This is a genomic window from Bacillus sp. FSL E2-8900 (assembly GCF_037966225.1).
Classification (GTDB): Bacteria; Bacillota; Bacilli; order Bacillales; family Bacillaceae_G; genus Bacillus_A; species Bacillus_A cereus.
Genome location: NZ_CP150193.1, coordinates 2,383,705 through 2,407,459, shown reverse-complemented (window position 1 = coordinate 2,407,459; position 23,755 = coordinate 2,383,705). Strand labels below are relative to the sequence as shown.

Genomic DNA, 23,755 nt, shown 5'->3' with positions numbered 1-23,755 from the left:
TCACCTACTTATCGTTTTATGTTGAAGCGCTCTATACACATGACTCGGTAATTGGATATTTAGCTTACTTTGAATAAATTGACTAGCTCGCAATAACTTTTCTTCGTCTATATTCGTTTGAACTCCTAATTTATGGAGCATATGTACTAGGTCATCAGTAGCAACATTACCTGATGCTCCTGGTGCATAAGGGCAGCCCCCGAGTCCACCACAAGAACTATCAAATGTTGTAATACCGTATTCTAATGATTTAACTACATTTGCTAGAGCCATTCCATACGTATTATGAAAATGCATGGCAAACTGCGAAGCATCATACTTCTTTAATAGATGTTCTAATACTTGTTCTACTTGTAATGGATTCGCTACACCGATTGTATCCCCAAGAGAAACTTCATAAATGCCGTATGAAAATAGTTGATTACATAATTCGTCAACTGCTGTGACACTTATATCCCCTTCATAAGGACATCCAAATACAGTAGAAACATAGCCTCTTACCTTTTTCCCTTCGAATAATGCCTGTTTTGTTATATCTGCGATTACAACTAACGCTTCTTTAATCGATTTATTAATATTACTTTTATTATGAGATTCACTTGCTGATAAAAAAACATTCACCTCATCTACATTTTGCAAAAAAGCTCGTTCCAAACCATTTTGATTCGGAACAAGCGCAGCATATGTAACATTTGGATCCCTTTTCAGCTCAGAAAATACATCATTTGCATCTGCTAATGCAGGGACCCATTTTGGGTGAACGAATGAGGAAACTTCAACATACGACAATCCTGCTTCTGTAAGTAGTTGAATCCATTTTACTTTATCTTTTGTGCCAACAATCTTTTTTTCATTTTGTAAGCCATCACGTGGCCCGACTTCTTTAATGACAGCAAAATTAGGTAGTTTCAATTCGCTTCCCCCTATATCTCCCTATTCAATTTCTAATAATACATCTCCTTCATTTACAAAATCGCCTTCTTGCACATTAATTTTCATAACTGTGCCAGCTTCTTCTGAAATGATTGGAATTTCCATTTTCATAGATTCTAAAATGACGACATCCTGCTCTTCCTCTACTGTATCTCCTACTCCTACAACAATCTTCCAAACGTTTCCTGCCATCGATGCGTATACTTTCGTCATCATTTTTCCCCCTTAATATTGTTAAATCTTATTTTTTAACGAGTTGTTTCGTTACAAAACCCGTTGTATAAATACCCTCTTTGAACACTTCGTCTTCCAAAACTTGCAGTAGCATTGGCGTGTTCGTTTTAATACCTTCTACTTTTAATTCTTCTAGAGCATCATGTAATTTCGAAATTGCTTCTTCACGAGTCTCGCCATGTGCAATGACTTTCGCAATCATTGGATCATAGAAAGGTGTAATCGTTACATGATTTTCTAAGAAGTGATCAATCCGTACATTTGACGGTAATGTTAAATCTGTAATTTTCCCAGGTGATGGGAAGAATGTTTTCGGATCCTCTGCATAAATACGAGCTTCAATGGCATGACCACTACGTTTTACATCATCCTGAGTAAATGATAGTTTCTCTCCACTTGCGATAAGGAGTTGCTGTTCTACAAGGTCTAATCCCGTAATTTCTTCTGTCACTGGATGCTCTACTTGTAATCTCGTATTCATTTCTAAGAAATAGAAATTTTTCTGATCATCTACAAGAAACTCAACTGTACCTGCATTTGTATAGCCAAGTGCTTTGGCAGCTTGTACAGCAACTTCACCCATCGCCTTTCGTGTACCTTCATCTAAAAATGGTGAAGGTGCTTCTTCGATTACTTTTTGATTTCGGCGCTGTACCGAACATTCACGCTCCCATAAATACACTGTGTTACCATGTGTATCTGCTAAAAGCTGAATTTCAATATGATGCGCATCTGCTATATATCGCTCTAAATACATTTCTCCGTTACCGAAGAAGTTTTGCGCTCTTGTTTTATTACTTTCAAACGCTTTGGTGAGCGTTTGCTCAGTTTCCATCAACTGCATACCAATGCCTCCGCCGCCTGCGGATGCCTTAAGCATTAATGGATAACCAATTTGTTTTGCAATTTCAATTGCTTCTTCAGCAGTTTCAATATTTGTAGTAATACCTGGGACTACTGGGACATCTGCTGCTTGCATTGCGATACGTGATTCGATTTTACTTCCCATCTTCGTAATGATTTCTTCTGAAGGACCGATAAATACGATTCCTTCTTCTTTGCAGCGAACCGGAAAAGACGGATTCTCTGATAATAAACCATAACCCGGATGAATTGCTTCTGCATTTGTCTTCTTAGCTATTTCAATAATTTTTTCAAGGTTTAAATAGCTTTCTTGGACACGCGGTCCACCTACTAAGTAAGCTTCATTTGCCATTTTCACATGAAGGGCATTTTCATCTGCTTCAGAATAAATAGCAACAGTGCGAATACCAAGTTTTTGACAAGTTTTCATAATACGAACAGCGATTTCCCCGCGATTCGCAATTAATATTTTTTGAAACATAGTGATTCCTCCCTTTTATCTACATCCTAAATGTCTAGCAATTACGAGACGTTGAATTTCAGAAGTTCCTTCACCAATTTCTAATAGTTTCGCATCACGAATATGTCGTTCAACTTCATATTCACGCATATAACCATATCCACCATGAATCTGTACTGCTTGATTCGCAATACGGCTTGCTGCTTCCGATGCAAATAGTTTTGCCATTGCCGCTTCTTTGCCGAAAGGTTTATCGTTATCTTTTAACCAAGCTGCTTTATGTACTAAATTGCGTGCTAGCTCTACTTCAGTCGCCATATCAGCTAATTTAAATTGAATCGCTTGGAAATTAGAGATTGACTTTCCAAATTGTTGACGTTCTTTCGCATATTGTAATGCACGTTCAAAGGCTGATTGCGCAATACCAACTGCCAATGCAGCGATTGAAATACGCCCTCCATCAAGTGTATATAAAAATTGTTTAAAGCCTTTATTTACATCACCAAGAATATTTTCTTTCGGTACACGAACACCATCAAGTACGATTTCACAAGTATTAGAAGCGCGAACACCCATCTTATCGTAAGGACTTGAAATCGTTAATCCTTCACTCGTAGTAGGCACGATAAATGCAGAAATACGTTTTCTACCATTCTCTTCAATACCGTTGACAGCGGTTACAATAATTGTATTTGCATACTCTGCGTTTGTAATCCAACACTTCTCACCACTGATTACATACTCATCACCATCTAATACCGCTTTCGTTTGAGTACCACCTGCATCTGATCCAGCATTCGGCTCCGTTAATCCGAAGGCACCTAATGTTTTACCTGACGCCATTGGAACTAAATACTTTTGTTTTTGTTCTTCTGTACCGAAATAATAAATTGGAGAAGCACCTAATGAAATTGTTGCAGCATAGCTTAAACCGGTGCCACCACAAGCGCGACCAATTTCTTCAACTGCTAACGCATACGATACCGTATCGCCACCTGAACCTCCATACTCTTCTGGGAATGGGATGCCTAATAATCCTAGTTCGCCCATTTTTTGAAATGTTTCATATGGAAACTCTGCAGTTTTGTCATAATATACAGCTTTCGGTGCGATTTCCTTTTCAGCAAAGTCACGTACCATTTCTTTAATCATTTGTTTTTCGCGAGTTAGAGTAAATTCCATTCCGCTACACACCCCTTATCGAATATTGAGTTTCGACAGCGTGCGAGTTTCTACTACAAACATAACAACTTAAAAGACAAGAATATTAGTTAGACAATTGCTACAATTCTGTCATAACTTAATTTTAAAACAGATTCTGTACTAATGCACAAAAAAATTCCTACATTGTTCTACAACAACATAGGAGATTTTGTGTCGAATTATGTAATTTATTGTTTAATAATCTCTACCTTTTCCCGAATCAGAAATTTCTACTAATGCTTCAGGGTATGGTTCGAAATACGTTTGTCTTAATAAATACTTTTCATCAAATCGAATAGCCCATGATTTTAATATTGTAAGTAAACTACTAAGTGGTATTTTCTTTTCTGCATACTTTTGTAACAGTTCTATAAAATGATCTTTTTCTTGTTTTTTTAACTTTGTTTTAAAATATCCAAAAATGTGCTCGCATACATTTACATTCGATGTATAACGGGGCGCACGCATAAATAATTCATATAAAGTCTTCTCATAGTTTTCAAATACCACTTCAATCTTTTCATTTTTTTGATTTGCAATTATACGACCTAATTCCTTTTGTTTCACCTGATTATATGCCATAAATAAATATTTATTGTCCGACTGAAACGATACAAGTTCTTTCATATTTTTATTGTGTTTAATCATTTTGTAATATGCGATTGTAAATAACCTTGTAAAGAAATGCTCTCTAATAATAAAATTCGACAATCTACCTTCCTCTTCAATAGGAAGATGCGAAAAATTTTTTACTACTGCTCCGCCGAATAAGCCAGCTCCTTTTCCCTTTGCTGGCGCTTTTTCAAAACCAGAATAAATTTTCACATCACGCGTACCACAACTTGGTGAACGATTCTTTAAAATAAAACCATCCACATCCGGTATCGTTTGTAAAAAGTCATTTGAAAACTGCTCCATTTTTTCAGTTACATCTTCTCGTGTCGACGGTTGCACAAGTCTATTCTCACCATTTTCTTCTACAATTCGTATCGTTTCACGAGGAGTTCCCAATCCAATCTCCACTTCTGGACAAACAGGTATAAATGTAACAAATGGCTGCAAATTTCGTATTGTTACATCTGGAATCATCTCTCCATTATAACGACAAGCATCAAATTCTAAACATTTACTTACGACGATTGTAGGTTTTGCAAATTGTCGCATCTCATTACCTCCTTAGTGCTAGTCCGTATACTATAAATTGTACTAAGATTAACATTTTAAGCAAAGTTTGATTCCTTTATTTTTATGAGAAATATATATCCAATGATATATTAACAATCATTCAACTCTATTTTCAATAAATGTGCGCCCTATTATACTGCTTTAGATATTGTGAAATGAATAATACACAGATGCTTCGGAGAAATTAATGATTAAGAAAGGAGAGAATTGTTATGAAAAAGAAATTATCATCTATTTTAAGTGTTTTAGCACTCTCTATTATGTTTTTAGGTACATCTGCGCAAGCTGAATACGATGGAAATAATATGAATAGAGTGAATAACACTGATATTTCAACTCGAGTAAATGACAATAATTTAGACAGAGTTAATAATGATGTAAGAACTCGAAATGTAAATACAACAAATGATTTAAATGATAATCGTGATAGAAATAATAATTGGGCTTGGCTTGGTTTATTAGGACTAGCAGGATTATTAGGTCTTAGAAGAAGAGACAAAGAAACACACTGATTTAGAATGTTTTTAATAAACAAGTACTTATTTATCAAAAATATATAACGAAAATAAATCGCCTTTTTAAAGGCGATTTATTTTTACTTAAAAAGTAATGTATGTAATTCACACTTCGACGATTAAATTCGTGGAGTTAATCCATACAATATAAATTGAATCGTATTTTCAATTTCTGCTTCATCATTCCATTTTTCTTCAGGCAATAATAAAAATCGTGTTAATAATAAACCTAATACAGCTGATAAAGTAAGACGTAGTACGGAAGATGGTGGTATCTCAATAATCTCTCCTTCTTCTTGAAATTTCACAATCAACTTTTTGAAATGTGAAAACAGTTCTGTTTCTACTAATTGCTGTATTTCATTTTTCAGTTCTGATTGAAATGGTACTTCTTGAATTAATATTTTTATCATAGGAAAGTGTTTTTGAGCAAATTTAAATCTATTATGAATTACAACCCTTAAAAGTCCTTCATACGATTCATACTCTGATTTAAATATTTCTTTTGCAAAGGTTTGTACGAAAAATGGTGCAGCGAACTTAGTTAAAGTTGGCATTACGACCGCTAGTAATAAATCTTTTTTCGTCTTATAGTAGCGGAAGATGGTTCCTTCCGCTACACCAGCACGCTTTGCAATTTCACTTGTTGAAGTTGAAGCGTATCCTTTTTCTCCAAACATATCAACAGCCGCCTCTAATATTCGCATTTGACGTTCATTTCGTTTATCCGTATTAGTTGCAGCTATTAATTCCTCCAGCCAATCTTTCTGCATTTATAAAGCTCCTTTTTGTCATTATTATATTTTACGATGTTTCTTTAAAGCAAATACATTTCCTACTGCAAATAATAGTGAAAAAAGTAATAATACAGTAAGATCTAATGCAATCTCTGTAAACCCTTGATTCCGAATCATCACTTGTCTCATTGCGTCAGCGCCGTATGTGAGTGGAAATACTTTCCCTAACATTTGTAGCCACTTATTCATAGATTCCATTGGAAACAATCCAGAAAAGAAGATTTGTGGCACAATAACAAGCGGTATAAATTGAATCATTTGAAATTCATTATTTGCGTATGCCGATAAAAACGTACCTAATGTTAGTGCAGTTAAAGAGAGCATACATGTAATAAGTAACGTTAGCCATATGGAGCCAGCTACGTATAAATCTAAAATATAAACGGAAAAACTTACGATAATAATGGATTGTATAAAGGCAAAGATTCCAAAACCAATAATATACCCTGCGACTATTTCCCATCTTCTTACTGGGGTGGATAATAACCTTTCTAGCGTACCACTTAAACGTTCTCTTACGAAAGATACACCTGATAATATAAATACAAAGAAAAATGTAAAGAAACCAATTAATACAGGACCAAGCCCATCAAACATCGTAAAGTCTTTAGAGCCATGTAAATAATTTACTTCAGGTTTCATAATCGATACATCATTCTTCTCTGTGCTATTTTGCAATACTTGAAGTACAGCACGATTTTTTGACGAATCACTACCTTCCAACAGAAGTTTCATTTTTCCATTCTCTATTCGAAATACTGCATCTACCTTTTGTTTTTCCAACTCAGAAATCGCCTTTTCCTTACTGTATTCATAAATTGACGCTTCTTGATTTTTCATCACTTTTACTATTTGAGCGGGCATATCAACAACAGCAATTTGCGGTATATAGTCTTTCTGTGTAAACACTAGTGACAAAAGCCAAAGTAATAACATCGGTGCTCCAAACATCATTGCTAACGAACGCTTATCTCGAAAAAATTGACGAATAATACGTATGATTACACCAGTAACTCTCATGATGGCACCACCTCTTCTAGCAAAAAGACATCTTCAATCCGTCCAGATGACACGCGTTTTTTCAATTCTTCAGTTGTTCCAACCGCAACTAGTTTCCCTTCTCTAATTAACCCTAGACGCTCACAAAATTCAGCTTCATCCATAATGTGCGTCGTTACAATAATCGTTGTACCTTTCTTTTTAAGATCATAAAATTTTTCCCAAATCGTTTTTCTAAGAAGTGGATCTATCCCCACTGTAGGCTCATCTAAAATTAATATTTCTGGTTCGTGAAGGAGTGCTATTGCTAATGATAAGCGTTTTTTCATTCCACCTGAAAATTGTTGTACTTGCTTTTTCATATACTGTGACAATTGTACAAGTTCAAAAACCTCTGCAATTCTTGTCTTTTTACGTTTTCCCTTTAGTCCATACATCGTTGCTATAAAATCTGCATTTTCATATGCTGACAATTCTTCGTATAATGCATCCGCCTGAGCCATATAACCAATTCTTTTCATTTCATTTAAATTAGGCATATTAGTATTATTAACAAGCACTTCACCTTTCGTTGCCTCATTAATACCTGCAATCATTTTAATGAGCGTTGTTTTCCCCGAACCAGAAGGTCCAACAAAACCAAAAATTTCTGCTTTTTCAACTTGCAATGAAAGATTGTGTAACACTTCTTTTTTTCCAAAACTTTTTGATACAGTCCGTAAAATAATTGAAGGTTGTTGCACGTTTCATCCTCCTTTTCCAATAAAATGAGTGAGTACTCACTTTTATTTTACTCTTGCTTAATTATATGTCAAACTTCGTTGATTAGTATGTATGTTCAATCACCGATATGAAACAATGAAACAGAGTCGACATTAGAATTTCATTTCCTAAAGTCGACTCTGTTTCATTTAAACTATAAATTTCACTTTACGTTTTTAAATTCATATACTTCCGAATTCTAGCAACGTCTAAAGAATATTCAATAACTAATTGCTGTAACGGTAAAATAACTGTGTCAGGATATAAATGTGCATATTGTAATGTTTCTGCATATTTTTCTAACCTTTTTTCTAAATACTTTATTATTTGATCAGGATGACTTACTAATAAACATTTACAATAATAATGGATTTGTTCCTCAATCGCCGTGTATTCTTCAATTTCATATTCTTTATGCATGTGTACACCCCTTTAAGTTTTTTATATGAATTACTTATCACAATTTTCACTCGACAAATTTTAAGTTTTTTGATTATTTACACTATAACAAACACTGAGGGTCAAATTTTGTTACTTTATGTAACGTAGAAAATTTTTAACAAAATTGTAATGTTTACTCCTGCAAAATACAGAAAGCCCCTTTACTCATTTTTGTATAAAAAAAATCGTACAGTTTAATTTAGCTGCACGACTACAATTTCTGGCCTATTCAAAATCCTTTGCGGAATGATACTATTTCCTAATCCTCTACTCACTACCATTGATGTATTTTGTTCTACATATAAACCCGCTGTATATTTAGGTAAAACACCTTGATTTGGCGCAACTAATCCTCCGATAAATGGCAATCTAACTTGCCCTCCATGAGCATGTCCCGATAAAACCAAATCCAACCTCTCATTCGTATATTCCTTTATAAATTCAGGCCGATGGGATAATAATACATTATATTTATCTGGTTGCATTTCAATTTTCGCTTTTTTAATTTCATCTATTATAATATTTCCTTCATCACGGTTTCCAGTAACAAACTCTGGATCATCAATACCTAGCAAGTTTATTTCTTGCTCACCCTTTCGAATGCCTACATGTTCATTCCTTAAAACATTGACATCATATTTCTTCAACTCTTTTTCTAAATTGTTATACTTTCCAGACCATTGTTCATGGTTTCCTGTCACAAAATATACAGGATATTTCTTTACAATTTCTCGTATTAATTGCATACTAACTTCTGCATCGTATGATTTACTGTCAATTAAATCACCCGTAATCGCAATAATATCTGGGTCTATACTTTTTATTTTTTGAATTAGCACATCTTGATTATCGCCAAATTTTTTATTGTGTAAGTCTGAAATTTGTAGAATTTTATACCCTTTAAAAGAGGATGGTATTTTACTAGAGGTTATTTTAACCTCAGTTATACTTATTAAATTGTTCTGTAAATATAAAAAGATTGTAAAACCTACTAATATACAAATAATCATTACAATTCTATTAATCTTCTTTTTCATATTTTCTCCTTTACATTCTCATCAAAAACTTCTATATGCTAACTGAATTAAATTATACTTTCTTGAAATTTATTTAAATTAATAAAATAATACAGTACATGAAATTTCATATGAGATATGTCATATATATTCGTTATATTTTTACTTTTACCTTTTTAATAATAAGAATACAAAAACGACTCTTATCACACGAAAAGAGTCGTTTTCTAACTTTATACTTTTAATACTTTCATGTTAAAAATGCGAAAACTAAAATACTATTACCTAAGAGCCTTAACTATAACTTTAGTTGCCTCTGCAATGAGTTGATTATCATAAGTTGCCTCTTTCTCATCTTTACTAGATAAAATTGCGATGATAATTGGTGCTCTATTTGGAGGCCAAACGATAGCAATATCATTTCTTGTCCCGTAACTGCCAGCACCTGATTTATCTCCAACTACCCAGTCAGTTGGTACGCCTGCACGAATAAGTTTGTCTCCTGTAGCATTTCCTTTCATCCACTCTGTAAGAATTTTACGTTTTTCAGCAGGAAGTGCATTTCCGACCGTAAAAGCTTTAAGATTCGTAGCAATAGCTTTCGCTGTACTAGTGTCACGAATGTCTCCTGGAATAGCTTCGTTTAATTCTGTTTCAAAGCGATCAGACATAGTAATCCGATCCCCCATATGCCTAAGCGCTTTTTCATATCCTTTAGGTCCTCCTATTTTATTAAATAAAATGTTCCCTGCAGTATTATCACTTGAACGAACAGCTGCCTCAGCAATTTCTCCTAGTTTCATTCCAGTATCTACATGTTTCTCTGTAACAGGTGAATAATCCACTAAGTCTTCTTTCGTATAGGTGATTACTTCATTTAATGTATCAATTGAGTTTTGCTGTAGTAATACTCCTGCGGCTAAAGCCTTGTAAGTTGATGCGAAGGCAAATCTTTCGTTAGGTCGATAAGAGATTGTTTGATTTGTACCAGTATCAATCGCATATACACCTAATCGAGCATCAAATTTTTTCTCCAGTTGAGAGAACTCTTTATGCGTTGCCTGATTTTTATGTTTCACTTGTCCAGTCTTTTCTTTCGCTTCAACTTGCAATGCCCCTCCTGTAAAAGCTTCTAGGCTTGTAATACTTAAACCTAATATACCAACGCATATTCCTATTTTTAGCATCCTCTTTTTTTTCAAAATCATCATTCCTTCCAAATTTTTAGCACCTTTTTATACGTACACATAATAGACAATCACCGAACCAAATTTGTTCCACAAACTGAAAAAAATTTATAGCTAGTATGAGAATTATTAACAAAATAAGAGATAGTAGCTATGATCGCCGCTATCTCTTATTTCATATTTCATTTTTTCTTATAAATGGCTTTATATAAACAGGTTCTCTTCCCTGAGAAAAGTATTCTAATTTTGCTTAGAACTACCTGTACTAGTAGATTCAGCATGTATACGTTGCTGTTTCAAATCAAAGTATACATCTAAAACTTCCTTTCCAATTATAGAATTAATTCCATTTTTATCATCATGAAGCCATGGAACTACTACGGAAAATGCTACTTCCGGATTATCATATGGAGCATATCCAACTAACGTTAAGTTGTAACATTCCATACGTTCTCCTTTTGCATTTCTGCCAATCGGGTCATCTCCACCATATACAGTTTGGGCTGTTCCTGTCTTTCCTGCTGGTTTATATGGCGCGTTTTTGAAATATTTCACGCCAGTTCCATCACCTTCTTGGAATACCCATCTAAACCCTTCTTTTATCCGATCAATATGTTCTTTCTTCATATCAATTCGATTTAATACGACAGGCTCTATGGAACGTATAACTTTGCCAACCTCTTCTTTTATTGATTGTTCTCGTATTTCTTGTACAATTTGAGGTTGCATTCTATAACCACCATTCGCAATCGTTGAAATATATTGCGCTAATTGCAACGGCGTATACGTATCATACTGACCGATAGAAAAATCTAGTAAAAACCCAGGTTGACTATCTACTTTTCTCGTTTGTCCAATTATTTCATTCGGTAAATCAATACCTGTTGGGACGCCTAAACCAAATTGCTTGAAATAATAGCGCATCGTATCAAATGCTCCTTGTTTAATATCCAATGAGCCATTTGGTACGTAATTGACTCCCGCAATTTTTAATGCTGTCTGGAACATGTATACATTCGAAGATACTTGTAAAGCCCGTAAATCATTAATATTACCAAATCCGGATACATTCCACGATTTCTTAGCTTGTGTACCTTTAAATTTCATCGGCGCGTCATAAAATTGATCTCCTGGATGTATTACCCCTGTCTCATATCCAGTTAATAAAGTAGCACCTTTTACAGCTGACCCTAGCTCATACGAAGTTGTCATGTTTCCTAATGCCAAATCCTCAACCTCTATTTTCCCTTCTTTTTCTACAATCTTTTTGCCTGCCATTGATAAAATTTGTCCGTTATTTGGATTTGTCATGACAACAAAAGCTCGATCGAGCAGTGGCTCTGAACTCTTAAAAGCTCTCAAGTTTTTCTCTATACTTTCTTCAACTTTCTTTTGTAATTCCATATCAATCGTTAATGTTAAACTATTACCACTTTTTCCTTTAGAGATTATTTCTGAGCTAACAATGTTTCCTGATTTATCAGTAATATTTTTCACTTCTTCTTTTGTCCCGTGTAATACATCTTCATATCGCTGTTCAATATAACTTTTTCCAACACGATCATTACGGTTATATCCACGTACTAAATAAGAATCTAAATTTTCTTTCGGTAATCCTTCTTCACTACTCGTAATATTTCCTAATACAGAACGAAATAAATTACCGTTTACATAATTACGTTCCCAATCAACAGTTGCATCTACTCCTGGAAAATTCGCAAGATTTTCGCTTATCCGCGCATACTCTTCATCTGTTACATCTTTTTTAATGATTTGTGGTGTTAGTTGATAACCTGAACTCATTTTACTTTTAATAGCTAACACCTTTAAATCTTCTGCTGTTAATTCTGCTAATTCTACCTCTGTAACACGACCTCTTCTTAAGTCTTCTATTTTTTTATCTAACTCTTTTCCCTCTATACCCTTTTCTTTAAACTTTTCTATATCTTTCTTAGTAATCTTTGTCTCCGCACGTTTCGAATTCAACTGCATCCAAAAATCTTTTTTATCGATATCTGTTAATTTATTTATATCTTGTTTGGGCATTTCAAGTACTTTCGCCAAGTCTTTTGCTGTTTTTAAAATATCTTCATTCGTAATCCCCTTTACCCTTGTATACGTAATTGTGCGAAGAGATTTATTATTAACGACTGTTTTCCCTTCTCGATCTAAAATTTGTCCACGCGGAACTGGAATACTAGTTATTGCATTTTGACTACTTTCTACTTGGTTCTTATAAGCCTCTCCCTCAACGATTTGTACTTTTCCTAGCTGCATAATAATAGCTGAGAATAGTACAAATATACAAAGGAACATTATATTTAATCGAATAGATATATATGTCTTCTGCTTCTTGCCTTTTTGTTCTTTCATAAATCCTCCATTTAATCCTTTCAGGAATTGCTTTAAATACTAAAAGCATTCCTTCTATATTAGATACCGATAATCGGTTATAAATATCGCCTCAATTTTTAGCTTAATCCTTGTAAGCATCCATTCCTTTTCGTTTAGCTACGGAATTAATAACTCTCCCTTCCTGTTTTCTCTCTATTTTTTTGCTGCTTGCATTAGAAGTGCTAAACTGTATAATGACTCTTATTAAACTTACATATAAACGTGCTAGTAATTTTTCATGCTAATTATTCCTTTCTTCATGCTGTAATACTTAATAGACAACCTAAACAATACAGTTGTTCCACATTTACAAAAAAAATAATTAAATATAAGATGAAGTAGGCTACATAAGGGAGGGTTATATGTTACATACAAAAAGATGGAGATTATTTGCGGTTCTTTCTATTGTAGGTTTGATTTTACTAATTTTATTAAAAATCAACTTCATTTCAATTACTATCGCAACTTCTTCAGCTGAAAGAGGAAAGATTTTTGATCAAAATGGTGCAATACTAGCTACAAATAAGAAAGTTAAGTCTCTATATTGCACTTCTAATGATGAAAAGCTATCGAAACAAGATACATCAAGCACATTAGCTTTTTTCAATCAATTTTCAAGCGAGTTTCAACATGATATTTCTACAGAGAACATAAAATCTCAATTACAACAATCTTGTAAAAAGCAGACTATGAATGGTATACCGTTATACTCTGACATAACTGAGAATGAACTTGCATTTATAAACAAAAACAAACCCAATAATGTAATAATTAAAGATGAATGGATTCGATATTATCCTAAACACGAAATTGGTTCACAGGTAATTGGGTATGTAGAAAATGCCCTTAATTCAAAGCATATGGCTGTTGGAAAAAGCGGGATTGAGCTGCAATATGAAAATGACTTAAAAGGAAAACCAGGTAAAACTCTTATTTTTAAATTGAAAAATAAAAAGTTCTTATGGAACATTCAAAAAGTACAAAAAGGAAAAGATGTACGGCTAGCTTTAGACTCTGAGTTGCAGCAAAAGGCAGAAGAAGCATTAAGATCGCAAATTAAGAAAACACCTGATGCTAAAGCTGGTTATGCTGTAGTGAGCGATGCAAAAACTGGCGCGATTTTAACTATGGTCAACTCGGCAGTTTTTGATCCAAATATATTAAATACACATGTATCTTCTCGAAAAGAAAATATTAAATCTCTTTCGCAAAATAAAGCGATTCAAAAATTAAAGTATGGTGAATCTTATGTAAATATGGCTTCTACTATAAAACCACTTACTATTTTAATTGGATTAAACGAAAAACTTTTTCAACCCGAAGATACTTATTTAGATAAAGGTACTTTTCAGTATGATAATCAAAATAACATTACGAATGCACCTGGAACACCAACAGGTGAGATTACACCGAGGCAGGCTATCATTAATTCATCTAACACATTTATGACAGCAAAAGTAGCTCTGCCCTTATTCAACCAAAATAATGGAAATATAGAAAAAGTGGCACATATATGGACAGATTATTTAATGCAATTCGGCCTACGTTCTAAAACCGGGATTGATTTGCCCTTTGAAGAAGACGGACAATATGAATTCCATCCATCTAATAAATTTGAAAATGGGATTTCTGCTTTATTAAATGCCTCTTGGGGAGGAAATGAAGTGCATACTCCTCTTCAACTCGCTCAATATGCAGCAACATTGGCAAGTAAAGGTGATAAATATAAACCTCAAATCGTAAGTGCGATTATTGGTCAAGATGGTAAGGAAACAAAAAAGTTTAAACCCATTTTAGAAAGTTCAAATCGTTACCCGATGAACTTTTGGAGTGTCGTGCAAGGTGGAATGAGTCAAAATATAGAGGAAATTAAAAAGTTGCCCTTTGACGTCGCAGGTAAAACAGGTATTACAGGTTTTCCAAATGAGCAAGAAAGAATGATAAATCATTCTCTTTTCATTGCATATGCTCCTACTGAAGATCCACAAATTGCTATTTCTGTCGTTATTCCTGGTAGTAATTCCGAAAAAAACATTGCCGCTCTCGTTACATCAGAAATTTTAGAGTACTGGAATACTCTTCAAAAAGAGAATAAAAACAAAGAGGAAGGTTCATTAAAGTGAACCTTCCTCTTTTACCATATAGAATCTATATTTATTATTTTCCATATACCTTCATTATTCTTTTCGAACATAAATGAATATTTAATATCAGTTAAAACGTACTCTTTCTGTACATATCCAGTATTACCGTTAATTGTCGATATTTTTATATATCCATCATTCTGCACTTTTTCTGGAATCCAAGCTTTTACCATTTCATTAGATACTTCATATAAAACTTGTGATTCTCGCTTTGGTTCTGCTAAAATTTTTGTTTTATTTCCAGTAACAGTTGCATATATAAAATGTGCTTGCTTTCGTTGGTTACTTTCCGTCAATCCACTTGGTACTTTATATATTTGCTTTGTATCATTTGCAAACTCTCCCCCCATTGTAAGGGCGACTTGCAACTCATGAAAAATATCTTCATCAAACTTCAGTTCATCCTTCTTATAACTCTTCCCTTTAAATAGAACTTCATCATTTAACGCTTTGTACAGGTCATTTTCATTTTTTGAGTTCGTACTTTGATATAGTTCATTCATAAATTGTTTTAATGATGGATCTTGAGCAGACTCATCTTTTGTTTTAGGCTTAATTTGTGTACTACTTTGTACTGGTGATTTATTATCATCAAGCCAAGGTTGTTGAACAATGAAAAATAACATTGTACAAACTAAAACAACTACAATAGGTAATGCTTTTTTACGAAATGGTCTTTTATGTTTTACAAAATCCACTTCATTATTTTCGTATATAGACTGCTTTATTTTAGAAATAAATTCTTCTTCATCTTTACGATTCTCCATTGGGCCTTTTTTTATTTTTCTATACCAGTCAGGATTTTGTTTATTGTTCATCACTACTACCCTCCCCTATTAATTTTGAAACCTTACTTCTCGCTCTACTTAATCTCGATTTTACAGTTCCAATGGATACTCCTAACGTTTCAGCCATTTCTTCATAAGATAATTCATATTTTGCATCCAATATGATTATTTCACGGTGCTTTTTAGGTAGCTTTAATACAACTTTCCACACATCATTCATTTCTTCTTGCTTAAAAAATTCTTGTTCTGCCGACTGGGATTGCTTATCGTCACTAAAAAAACCTATTAAAGATATTCTTTTAAAATAAGATGATTTCAAATAGTTTATTGCCGTATTTCTTGTGATTTTTAATATCCACGTTTTAATAGATGACTCCTTTCGAAATGAATTCCAATTTTTAAATACCTTTATAAATACATCTTGCGTAATATCATCTGATAAGTGTGGATCTTTCGTAATAATAAATGAATAATTCCATACATCTTGCCAATAGTCTTTTATAACATCGTCCAGCTCATCATGATTATACTTTTCAATAAACGTCTGTTCCATTTCCACACCTCAAACTTATTTGAATAAACGTAAAACTACCCTCACTTTTATTATGGTTTCAATATATAGACAAGATACAAGTTTCATTTGTTCCATTGTTTATCTTTTTTCACGCAGAATAATACTACTAAAAAACAAGTAAAGCATACAATGATAAAATTCTACTCATGAAAATCTGTTTTTTGAATTTAACGTAACACTCCACTTGTCCATTTCAACTTGCTATACTCTTTCTATTTACCATTAGCAATGCCAACTTTTCAGAAATGAAAATTAAGATAAGGTATTAACTTTCTAGAGTCGCAGCAAAAAAGCATTCTCGATTAGAAAGAATGCTTTTTTGAAATTTAATTGCTCTATATTCCCCCCAATTTATACCTTTGAGTTAAGCAAACATGTAATAAATGTAGTCAAAAAATTCACCTTATAATTAAGTATTAATTCTGAAATACATGTTTTACTTTTTCACCTGGAACGTTACTTCCTCCTCTTCCTTTTACATCTTCAATCATCATGGTAACAATCATGTCTGGCGCATTTGCATCGAAAGCTGCGAACCATCCCAGTTCTTTTCCTTCTGCTTCTTTCGACTCTTTCAGTTCTGCTGTACCAGTTTTACCAGCAAGCGTAACACCATCAACCTTTGCAATTCTCCCTGCGCCATCAGGGTCATTAATGACTTTGATTAATGCACTCTTTAATATGTCTTGATTCTTTTTAGAAACCACATTTTCTTTCCAATTCCCCGCTACTTTTGCTTCTTTTAAAAGATGTGGCGACGGAATATTCCCTTCATTCACAATCGGTGCATATGTTAATGCTAAATGAAGTGGTGTCATTAATACTTGTCCTTGTCCATAGCCTGTGTCTGCTAGTTGGATATCGTTTCTTATCCCATCTCTTGCAATGATTGAAATAGGAAATTCGTATTCGATTGGTAATTTTTCATGAAAACCGTATTTCTTCAGTTCATTTACATACTGATCTTTTCCTATTTTCAAAGCTTGTTGAGCAAAATAAATATTATCAGAGTACTTCATTGCCTTATCAAAATCAATTGGACTTGCATCCTTCACACGCGTTACATAGTAATTTCCCCAAGATGAATCTTTTGTCCACTTCAATCCTTGAATTTTAAATTCTTCCTTCGGATTTATTGTGTTTGTTTCCAAACCAATTGCACCTGTGATCGTTTTAAATACGGAACCTGGTACAATTGCTTGTGTAAAGCGATTCGTCATTGGTAGTTTCGAGTCGTTACTCCATGCTTCTCGTTGGGCTTTCGATGCTCCTCTAACTATTATATTTGGATTATAAGCAGGGCTACTTACAAGTGCGATTGTTTCACCTGTTTTAGGATTAATCGCTGCACTAGACCCTGCTTCAGTTTTCATCTCATTAAAGATTTTTTCTTGAATTGCAGCATCAATTGTTAACGTAACATTTTCTCCTTCTTTTGCTTCTTTTTTTGCTACGTTTTTAATCTCTTTCCCATTCTCATCTTCTATAAATACGCGTCCACCCTTTTCACCACGCAATTTATTTTCTAACACTTTCTCTAAACCGGTCTTACCTACTAAATCATCTGCTTGATAACCTTGTTTTTGAAGTGATTTTAACTCCTCCGCATTCACCTTTCCTATATATCCAGTTAAGTGTGCCGCTGCTTCACCTAATGGATACGTACGAATATTTACTGGACGAGATGAAACTCCTTCTAATTCAATATAATCATTCTGTCTGGTTCCCTCTTTTAAAATACCAATTGGTACAAAGGAGTCTGGTTTTATCCATTTCGCTGTGAGCTTTTGTTCAACCTCTTCTGTAGACATATCAAGTAATTGTGCTACTATTTCTTTCGTTTGCACTGCTGTTTCGCCTAGTTTCTCTGGAATAATTCCAACCTCAGTTGCTTTACCATTCGTTGCAAGCCCTTTTCCATTTCGATCATATATTTCCCCGCGTTTTCCTTGCTCTATTTGCATACGTACTTTGTAATCTTTTTTCATACCTGGGAAGATGAAGTCTGGTGTCCAATCTATTTTCCAAGACTCTTTATCTTTCACAAGTTTTGTTTCATGGATGAATGAAACTGGTCCTACATCCGTATCCATCTTAACTTCAAAAAGAAAAACCTCTTTATCTTTCGTATTCTCTCCTTTCATTTTAACTTTTAAATTATTAGCTCCAATCCCCTCATAGATTTTTTGATATTTTTCTGTGAGTTCTTTTTTAGAAATCGATTTTTTGGCATGATCTGATAAATGATCATACATATTTGCAAACTTTTTATCATTCCATAAATTAATATATTCTTCAAATGCTTGTTTTGGCGGTTCGTTTTTATTACATCCTACCAACATAACTGCGAAACAAATGAAAAACAGCATCCATAATTTTTTCAATTCAATCTTCTCCCTTAATTAAAAATCATTATTCCTTTCTTAATTTATTAAATAAAAAATGTTTCAACGCTTAATAGACATTGTAAGTAATGACATTGTTCCATATTTACAAAAAAATTAATATCTATGTTCATTTTAATACAAAAAAGCAGGCATAAATATATGCCTGCCTTCCGTTCCCAAAATCAATTACACCTAAAACAACTTGTGGTTAACCAAATCCAGATACTCTTCTACACCCTGTTTTTTACTTTTCTAAAATAATTCCCGCTATTTTATTAGCATATTTTTTAGAGTCAAATCCATCATAGTTACTTAGTACTACAACAGTCAAATATTCTTTTGGAAACCGCATGAAGTATGAACGATAACCTGCCCAGCTACCTGAATGTTCCAAGTATCGACAGTTAAAATCTTCTGCAAGCCTTAGCCCAAAAGCATAATCTTCATTGTCAATAATTGTTTCCCCAGTTGGAGAAATTTCCGGACCTATTTCGCTCATTCTTTTAACAAGTTCTTTTCCGCCAACGGTACCTGTAGTTAAATTTTCTCCCCACTTTACCAGGTCTTCGACTGTTGCATGAACTGCCCCATCACCTGTATGTTCCCAAGGGCTTTCATAGACCATATATGCTCCTTGTTCATTCTTTGAATACGCCCTAGCAATTGATATAGTAGTTGGGTAGCAATCTACAATTGTTGTGTCTTTCATATTTAAAGAATCAAAAATACGTTCTTTTGCAAACTGACGTAAAGACTTGCCGCTTACCTTCTCTACCACTAGTGACAATAAAAAATATCCTGTATTGCTATACTCAAATTTTGTGCCAACAGGGAACCCTGCAATTTGATGATTTTTAAGGTGCTTTAGCGATTCTTCCACAGTTAATATATCAGTAAATTTAATATTTTCTGCTTGAGCCAATTCCATATAATCAACTAGTCCACCAGTGTGATGAATTAGATGTCTCAATGTTACAGGTTCAGCATATGCACCTATAGAAGGGACAAATTTTACAATTGAATCATCTAAACTCAATTTCCTCTCTTGTTCTAAGAGTAATATAGAAAACGCTGTAAATTGTTTAGAAACTGAGGCGATATTAAAAACGCTCTTTGTGGTTATCGGTAGATTTTCCTCTATAGAAGCTAAGCCAACTGCACCTTTATACGTTACTCCGCTATCAAAACTAGCAATATATGCAAAGCCAGGAGCTTTTGGTGAAAACTTTTTTAATAATTGTTTAATCAATGTATGCGTCTTTTCATTATATGTATTATTCACCTTAATCACATCCCCTTCTCTTTGAATGGTTAGGAATACAATAAAAAATACTATATATATAAAATGTCAAATTCTCCTTTCAAAATTTAAACTTTTTAATGCATTATGCCAAGTACTAAAGGAAAGCAAAAATTATTAAAGAAATTAATAGTCTACCTTAGGATTGCTCTTAACAGGTTAAAAGCTTTTACAAACAAATTTTAGCAAATAATGTCTTCCCCCCTCTTTTTTTATGACAGTTTTTTGATTGGAATGAAAGCCAATAGAATTAATTATTGAAATATACAAAAAATCTTAATATAAACAATATTTTACAGCACTACTTCTATAACGTAAATATTCATTTTACTTTATTTTCCACATAACAAAATATTCTACTTGAGAAATTATTGTTCCGTGGAAATTTTTTCTTTTTCACCAAATGGAAGAAGAATCCTGACTGTTAGCGCTTTTCGTATTACTCAAACCTGATAACAAGCATGCGTTCTCCGTCAAGTGTACTTCAGCAAAAGTACTAAATCCTGGAGTGTCACCTGTATGCCTCCCAATCGGAACACAGGTTGGAAGCTTAGTTTCATCCTTATAAATAAAAAAATAGGGGGAGCCTATCGTGACAGACTCCTCCTAAAATACAACTCTCGTATACATATCGGAAATGAATTTATTTTACTAATAGTGAATATTCACCATTTTTATCATCAAATTTATACACATTCAGATAATATTTCCCTGGTTTCGCTACGAATTTTCCCTTTATAGTATTTCCTTCATCTTCACCACAAGCTACGTAATTTTGCATGTCTGATTCATGATAAAGTACCCATGTCATCCCAATATTTTGTTCATTTACCACAGAAATCTCTACTTCTTTTGGATCTGTAACATTAAACGTATAAACATCTGTTTGATCAGGAGTAATCAGATTTCCTTTTACAAGCGTATTAAACGGGAGTACCTTCTCCTCTTCATAAGATTCACCTGTTTGCGGATCTTGTTTTACAGTAACTTTTGTTTGTTCTTTGCTTTCTTTTCCTCTACTATCTTTTACTGTTAGTTCCACAGTGTATGTTCCTTTTTCTCCATATACATGGGTAGGATTTGCTTCTGTACTTGTAGTACCATCTCCAAAGTTCCATAGATAAGAAATAACTTTTCCATTTTCACTTTTTGTACCATCGCTATGAAATTGAATCTCTTCATTTACTATCCCGCTGTATGGTCCATTCATATTTACTATAGTAGTCGTTTTTTCTTTTTCCTCTGTCGCAACACCATGAAAAACAATATCATATTCAAACTGGTTAGCTGCATTCACACGATAGTTTACGAAATAGGCTGTAACTGTTTTATAACCACTCCAACCTTTTTGGGATAACTGCTCTAAAGTTTGGTTTACTTGTTTACTCATCGCTTTCCAATCTTCAGACTCACCTTTTGATGTACCACCTATGTACTTGCCTTCCACGGTAAATGTATTAAAGAATTGCGACTCATATTTTGTAATTTTGGCACTTTTTATATTTGCTACATCCACAATTTCGTTTTTCACTTCAGCTAGCGGCTTTGGTGCGTGTTGAATTAAATAATCATTTGTTACTTGCGGTACATTATATTTATCTTGATTATCAATCAACTGCTGCATATACGCTTGATATTCTGCATTCAATTGTGTATTGTTGCTCAATGATTCACGATATGAGTCATAATTTTTCACATCGTTTGTACGGATTAAATCTTGAAGCTTATCAAATGTTTCAAATTGATGATTATACAAATATGACTGTAGTGCAAAGGAATACTTATAAAAGTCCCATGATCCATATTTTGAGAACAAAGTCTGCTTTGCTGTATAACGGCTTGCTGTATAACGGCTTGCTGGATTAGATGATAAGCCACTTATCATACTTTTACGCGGAACAACATTATTTGTACGTGTAGATCCTGCAAAAAATTCTGCATTCCCTTCTTGAAACCAAGTTAATCGTTCATTTTGATACATTTCTCCGCTTCCAAATAAACCAGGAACCTCATATCTTCCTTGTAAATAGTGAGTGAATTCATGACGGAACAACTCTTCTAAACTATAAATACTCTGCTTTGGCGTACGCTCATATGTAAAGAAAGTCCCCTTCTCTTCAATATAAATTCCACCGTTGTTTGTTTCATATCCATATAATTGTCTATTTAATTGATATTCATCTGGATTATTATAAATTACTATTGTTAGTACATCATCAGCATTACCTGGTTCTAGTGCTTTATCATTTCCAATTACACGGTGATATTGTGCTTTTACTTCCTTGGCTGCCCAATATAATCTCTTAATTTTTTCTTCTGTTACTTTATCTCCCGTCTTAAAGACAATAGATCCGTCATCAAATGTATATGTTTTAGGTAAGTATTGTTGTTTCCCTTCTTCACGTATTTTCTGTAAATCTACTGCATTTCCACTATAATCTTTTCCACCATAGTTTGTTTTCATTTGTTCTACTGCTACAAAATAAGCTCCACTTAAACGAGGATACAAGTTCATCGCTTGTGTAATAACTTCCAATCCTTTGTTTGGATTACTATGAAATTTCCCTAAACGTCCTGCATAATAAATGCCATTATTAATTAACCAACTATTTTCATTTGTTATATTCCCCACGAGAGCAATTCTACTAACCTCATTTATAAAGTTATCAATCTTTCCATACCACATTGTTTCATTAGGTTTCTTATTCGTATCCTGTAAATAAGACTGTATATCATAATCAATTCCTTTTACAATTTCATATACAGCTTGTCCTTTTGCATAATTACTTACATACGTAGAAAGGTTATCATTATAGTGTTTTAAAATATTTACCGCATACTGCACTGTTTCAGTATCACTAGAAGCATTACTAATTAATTTTCCATACGCAGCTATTACCCTATCTTGCTCGGCTGTACCTAATGCAAAGTTGGGATTTCTTGCAATTGCTTTTAATGCTGGTAAACATTTGTCATGGAAGCTTCTCTCTTTTAAGTAACTTAATTCATTATTATAATATCCCACATAAAAAGCAGAACGTAGTACTTCAACAAATGTTTCAATGCCCTTTGAGTCCTCTTTAGTAAACGATTTTCCTCGTTGTCCTAATTCATTAATGATAACGTTCATGCGTTCTTTATTCTGATAAAATGCTTTCGTATCTTGATTAAATTGAAATAAATCAGTAATTTGATTCCAAGAAATTTTTGAGAGTGTGTCAATGAGTTCGTTATCAGGCATTTTATTCAGTTCTGCCAGAGAGTAGCTTTGCTTTAATTGAATTTCATCACGTTTCATAACCAGAGTAGGACGTTGTGAAAAATCGCCTACTTTTAAACGCTCTTCAAAAGTCAATGTTTCGTCAGTTTTTGTAACATGTACGATTTCATCTTTTGAAGTTTCTGTCCCAATTGGTTTTATCTGTAAGATATTATAGGGTACTTTTTCTTCTGCTGATACCTGTGTTTGAATACTTCCAAATGATAATGCCACCGTACTAATCCCAATCATCATTTGAGTAAATTTTAAATTCTTATTCATAATGTTTCCTCCAATTATATATTCCATCAAA

General features: G+C 33.5%; 19 protein-coding genes. 2 read left to right on the top strand and 17 right to left on the bottom strand.

The window, feature by feature from the left end; genetic code table 11:
* The 5 genes from mvaB to NST90_RS12280 form a co-directional block, all read right to left on the bottom strand.
* Entirely contained in the window at positions 1–912 is a 912-nt protein-coding gene (gene mvaB, locus NST90_RS12300; protein ID WP_006928511.1) for a hydroxymethylglutaryl-CoA lyase, read from the bottom strand.
* Between the two features lie 21 nt (positions 913–933).
* A complete protein-coding gene (locus tag NST90_RS12295; RefSeq protein WP_001987345.1) occupies positions 934–1,149 on the bottom strand; it encodes an acetyl-CoA carboxylase biotin carboxyl carrier protein subunit in 216 nt (71 codons plus the stop codon).
* A gap of 25 nt (positions 1,150–1,174) precedes the next feature.
* Positions 1,175–2,512, bottom strand: coding sequence for an acetyl-CoA carboxylase biotin carboxylase subunit (locus NST90_RS12290; protein ID WP_000486742.1), 1,338 nt, complete (start codon positions 2,510–2,512; stop codon positions 1,175–1,177).
* 15 nt (positions 2,513–2,527) lie between these two features.
* Positions 2,528–3,673: an acyl-CoA dehydrogenase gene (locus tag NST90_RS12285; RefSeq protein ID WP_000397279.1), complete on the bottom strand. Its 1,146-nt coding sequence runs from the start codon at positions 3,671–3,673 to the stop codon at positions 2,528–2,530.
* A 216-nt stretch (positions 3,674–3,889) separates the two neighbouring features.
* Positions 3,890–4,858, bottom strand: a complete 969-nt coding sequence (locus NST90_RS12280; RefSeq protein WP_001248640.1) for a DUF523 and DUF1722 domain-containing protein — start codon at positions 4,856–4,858, stop codon at positions 3,890–3,892.
* Between the two features lie 233 nt (positions 4,859–5,091).
* Between NST90_RS12280 and NST90_RS12275 the strand changes: the two genes are divergently transcribed.
* A complete protein-coding gene (locus tag NST90_RS12275; RefSeq protein ID WP_046392705.1) occupies positions 5,092–5,391 on the top strand; it encodes a WGxxGxxG family protein in 300 nt (99 codons plus the stop codon).
* 122 nt (positions 5,392–5,513) lie between these two features.
* Here the strand turns inward: NST90_RS12275 and NST90_RS12270 are convergent, their stop codons facing one another.
* The 7 genes from NST90_RS12270 to NST90_RS12240 form a co-directional block, all read right to left on the bottom strand.
* On the bottom strand, positions 5,514–6,167 hold the full coding sequence (locus tag NST90_RS12270; RefSeq protein WP_046392704.1) for a TetR/AcrR family transcriptional regulator: 654 nt from the start codon (positions 6,165–6,167) through the stop codon (positions 5,514–5,516).
* Between the two features lie 24 nt (positions 6,168–6,191).
* A complete protein-coding gene (locus tag NST90_RS12265; RefSeq protein WP_046392703.1) occupies positions 6,192–7,211 on the bottom strand; it encodes an ABC transporter permease in 1,020 nt (339 codons plus the stop codon).
* Positions 7,208–7,933, bottom strand: a complete 726-nt coding sequence (locus NST90_RS12260) for an ABC transporter ATP-binding protein (RefSeq protein WP_001187071.1) — start codon at positions 7,931–7,933, stop codon at positions 7,208–7,210. The genes NST90_RS12265 and NST90_RS12260 overlap by 4 nt, the downstream gene beginning before the upstream one ends.
* Before the next feature lie 187 nt (positions 7,934–8,120).
* On the bottom strand, positions 8,121–8,372 hold the full coding sequence (locus NST90_RS12255) for a hypothetical protein (RefSeq protein ID WP_000548621.1): 252 nt from the start codon (positions 8,370–8,372) through the stop codon (positions 8,121–8,123).
* A 215-nt stretch (positions 8,373–8,587) separates the two neighbouring features.
* A complete protein-coding gene (locus NST90_RS12250) occupies positions 8,588–9,430 on the bottom strand; it encodes a metallophosphoesterase (protein WP_000727189.1) in 843 nt (280 codons plus the stop codon).
* A gap of 260 nt (positions 9,431–9,690) precedes the next feature.
* Positions 9,691–10,617, bottom strand: a complete 927-nt coding sequence (bla, locus tag NST90_RS12245; RefSeq protein ID WP_046393154.1) for a class A beta-lactamase Bla1 — start codon at positions 10,615–10,617, stop codon at positions 9,691–9,693.
* Between the two features lie 219 nt (positions 10,618–10,836).
* Positions 10,837–12,969: a penicillin-binding protein 2 gene (locus NST90_RS12240; protein WP_025709595.1), complete on the bottom strand. Its 2,133-nt coding sequence runs from the start codon at positions 12,967–12,969 to the stop codon at positions 10,837–10,839.
* A gap of 383 nt (positions 12,970–13,352) precedes the next feature.
* Between NST90_RS12240 and NST90_RS12235 the strand changes: the two genes are divergently transcribed.
* Entirely contained in the window at positions 13,353–15,113 is a 1,761-nt protein-coding gene (locus NST90_RS12235; protein ID WP_025709596.1) for a penicillin-binding protein 2, read from the top strand.
* Positions 15,114–15,124: 11 nt separating this feature from the next.
* Here NST90_RS12235 and NST90_RS12230 read toward each other — a convergent pair whose 3' ends face one another.
* From NST90_RS12230 to colA, 5 genes are all read right to left on the bottom strand, one after another.
* A complete protein-coding gene (locus NST90_RS12230) occupies positions 15,125–15,952 on the bottom strand; it encodes an SH3 domain-containing protein (RefSeq protein WP_025709597.1) in 828 nt (275 codons plus the stop codon).
* Entirely contained in the window at positions 15,942–16,475 is a 534-nt protein-coding gene (locus tag NST90_RS12225; RefSeq protein ID WP_000438340.1) for a sigma-70 family RNA polymerase sigma factor, read from the bottom strand. The genes NST90_RS12230 and NST90_RS12225 overlap by 11 nt, the downstream gene beginning before the upstream one ends.
* A 437-nt stretch (positions 16,476–16,912) precedes the next feature.
* On the bottom strand, positions 16,913–18,880 hold the full coding sequence (locus NST90_RS12220; RefSeq protein ID WP_025709598.1) for a penicillin-binding transpeptidase domain-containing protein: 1,968 nt from the start codon (positions 18,878–18,880) through the stop codon (positions 16,913–16,915).
* A 247-nt stretch (positions 18,881–19,127) separates the two neighbouring features.
* Entirely contained in the window at positions 19,128–20,165 is a 1,038-nt protein-coding gene (locus NST90_RS12215; RefSeq protein WP_025709599.1) for a serine hydrolase domain-containing protein, read from the bottom strand.
* A gap of 661 nt (positions 20,166–20,826) precedes the next feature.
* Positions 20,827–23,724, bottom strand: a complete 2,898-nt coding sequence (gene colA / locus NST90_RS12210) for a collagenase ColA (RefSeq protein ID WP_283748169.1) — start codon at positions 23,722–23,724, stop codon at positions 20,827–20,829.
* Positions 23,725–23,755 lie beyond the last annotated feature (31 nt).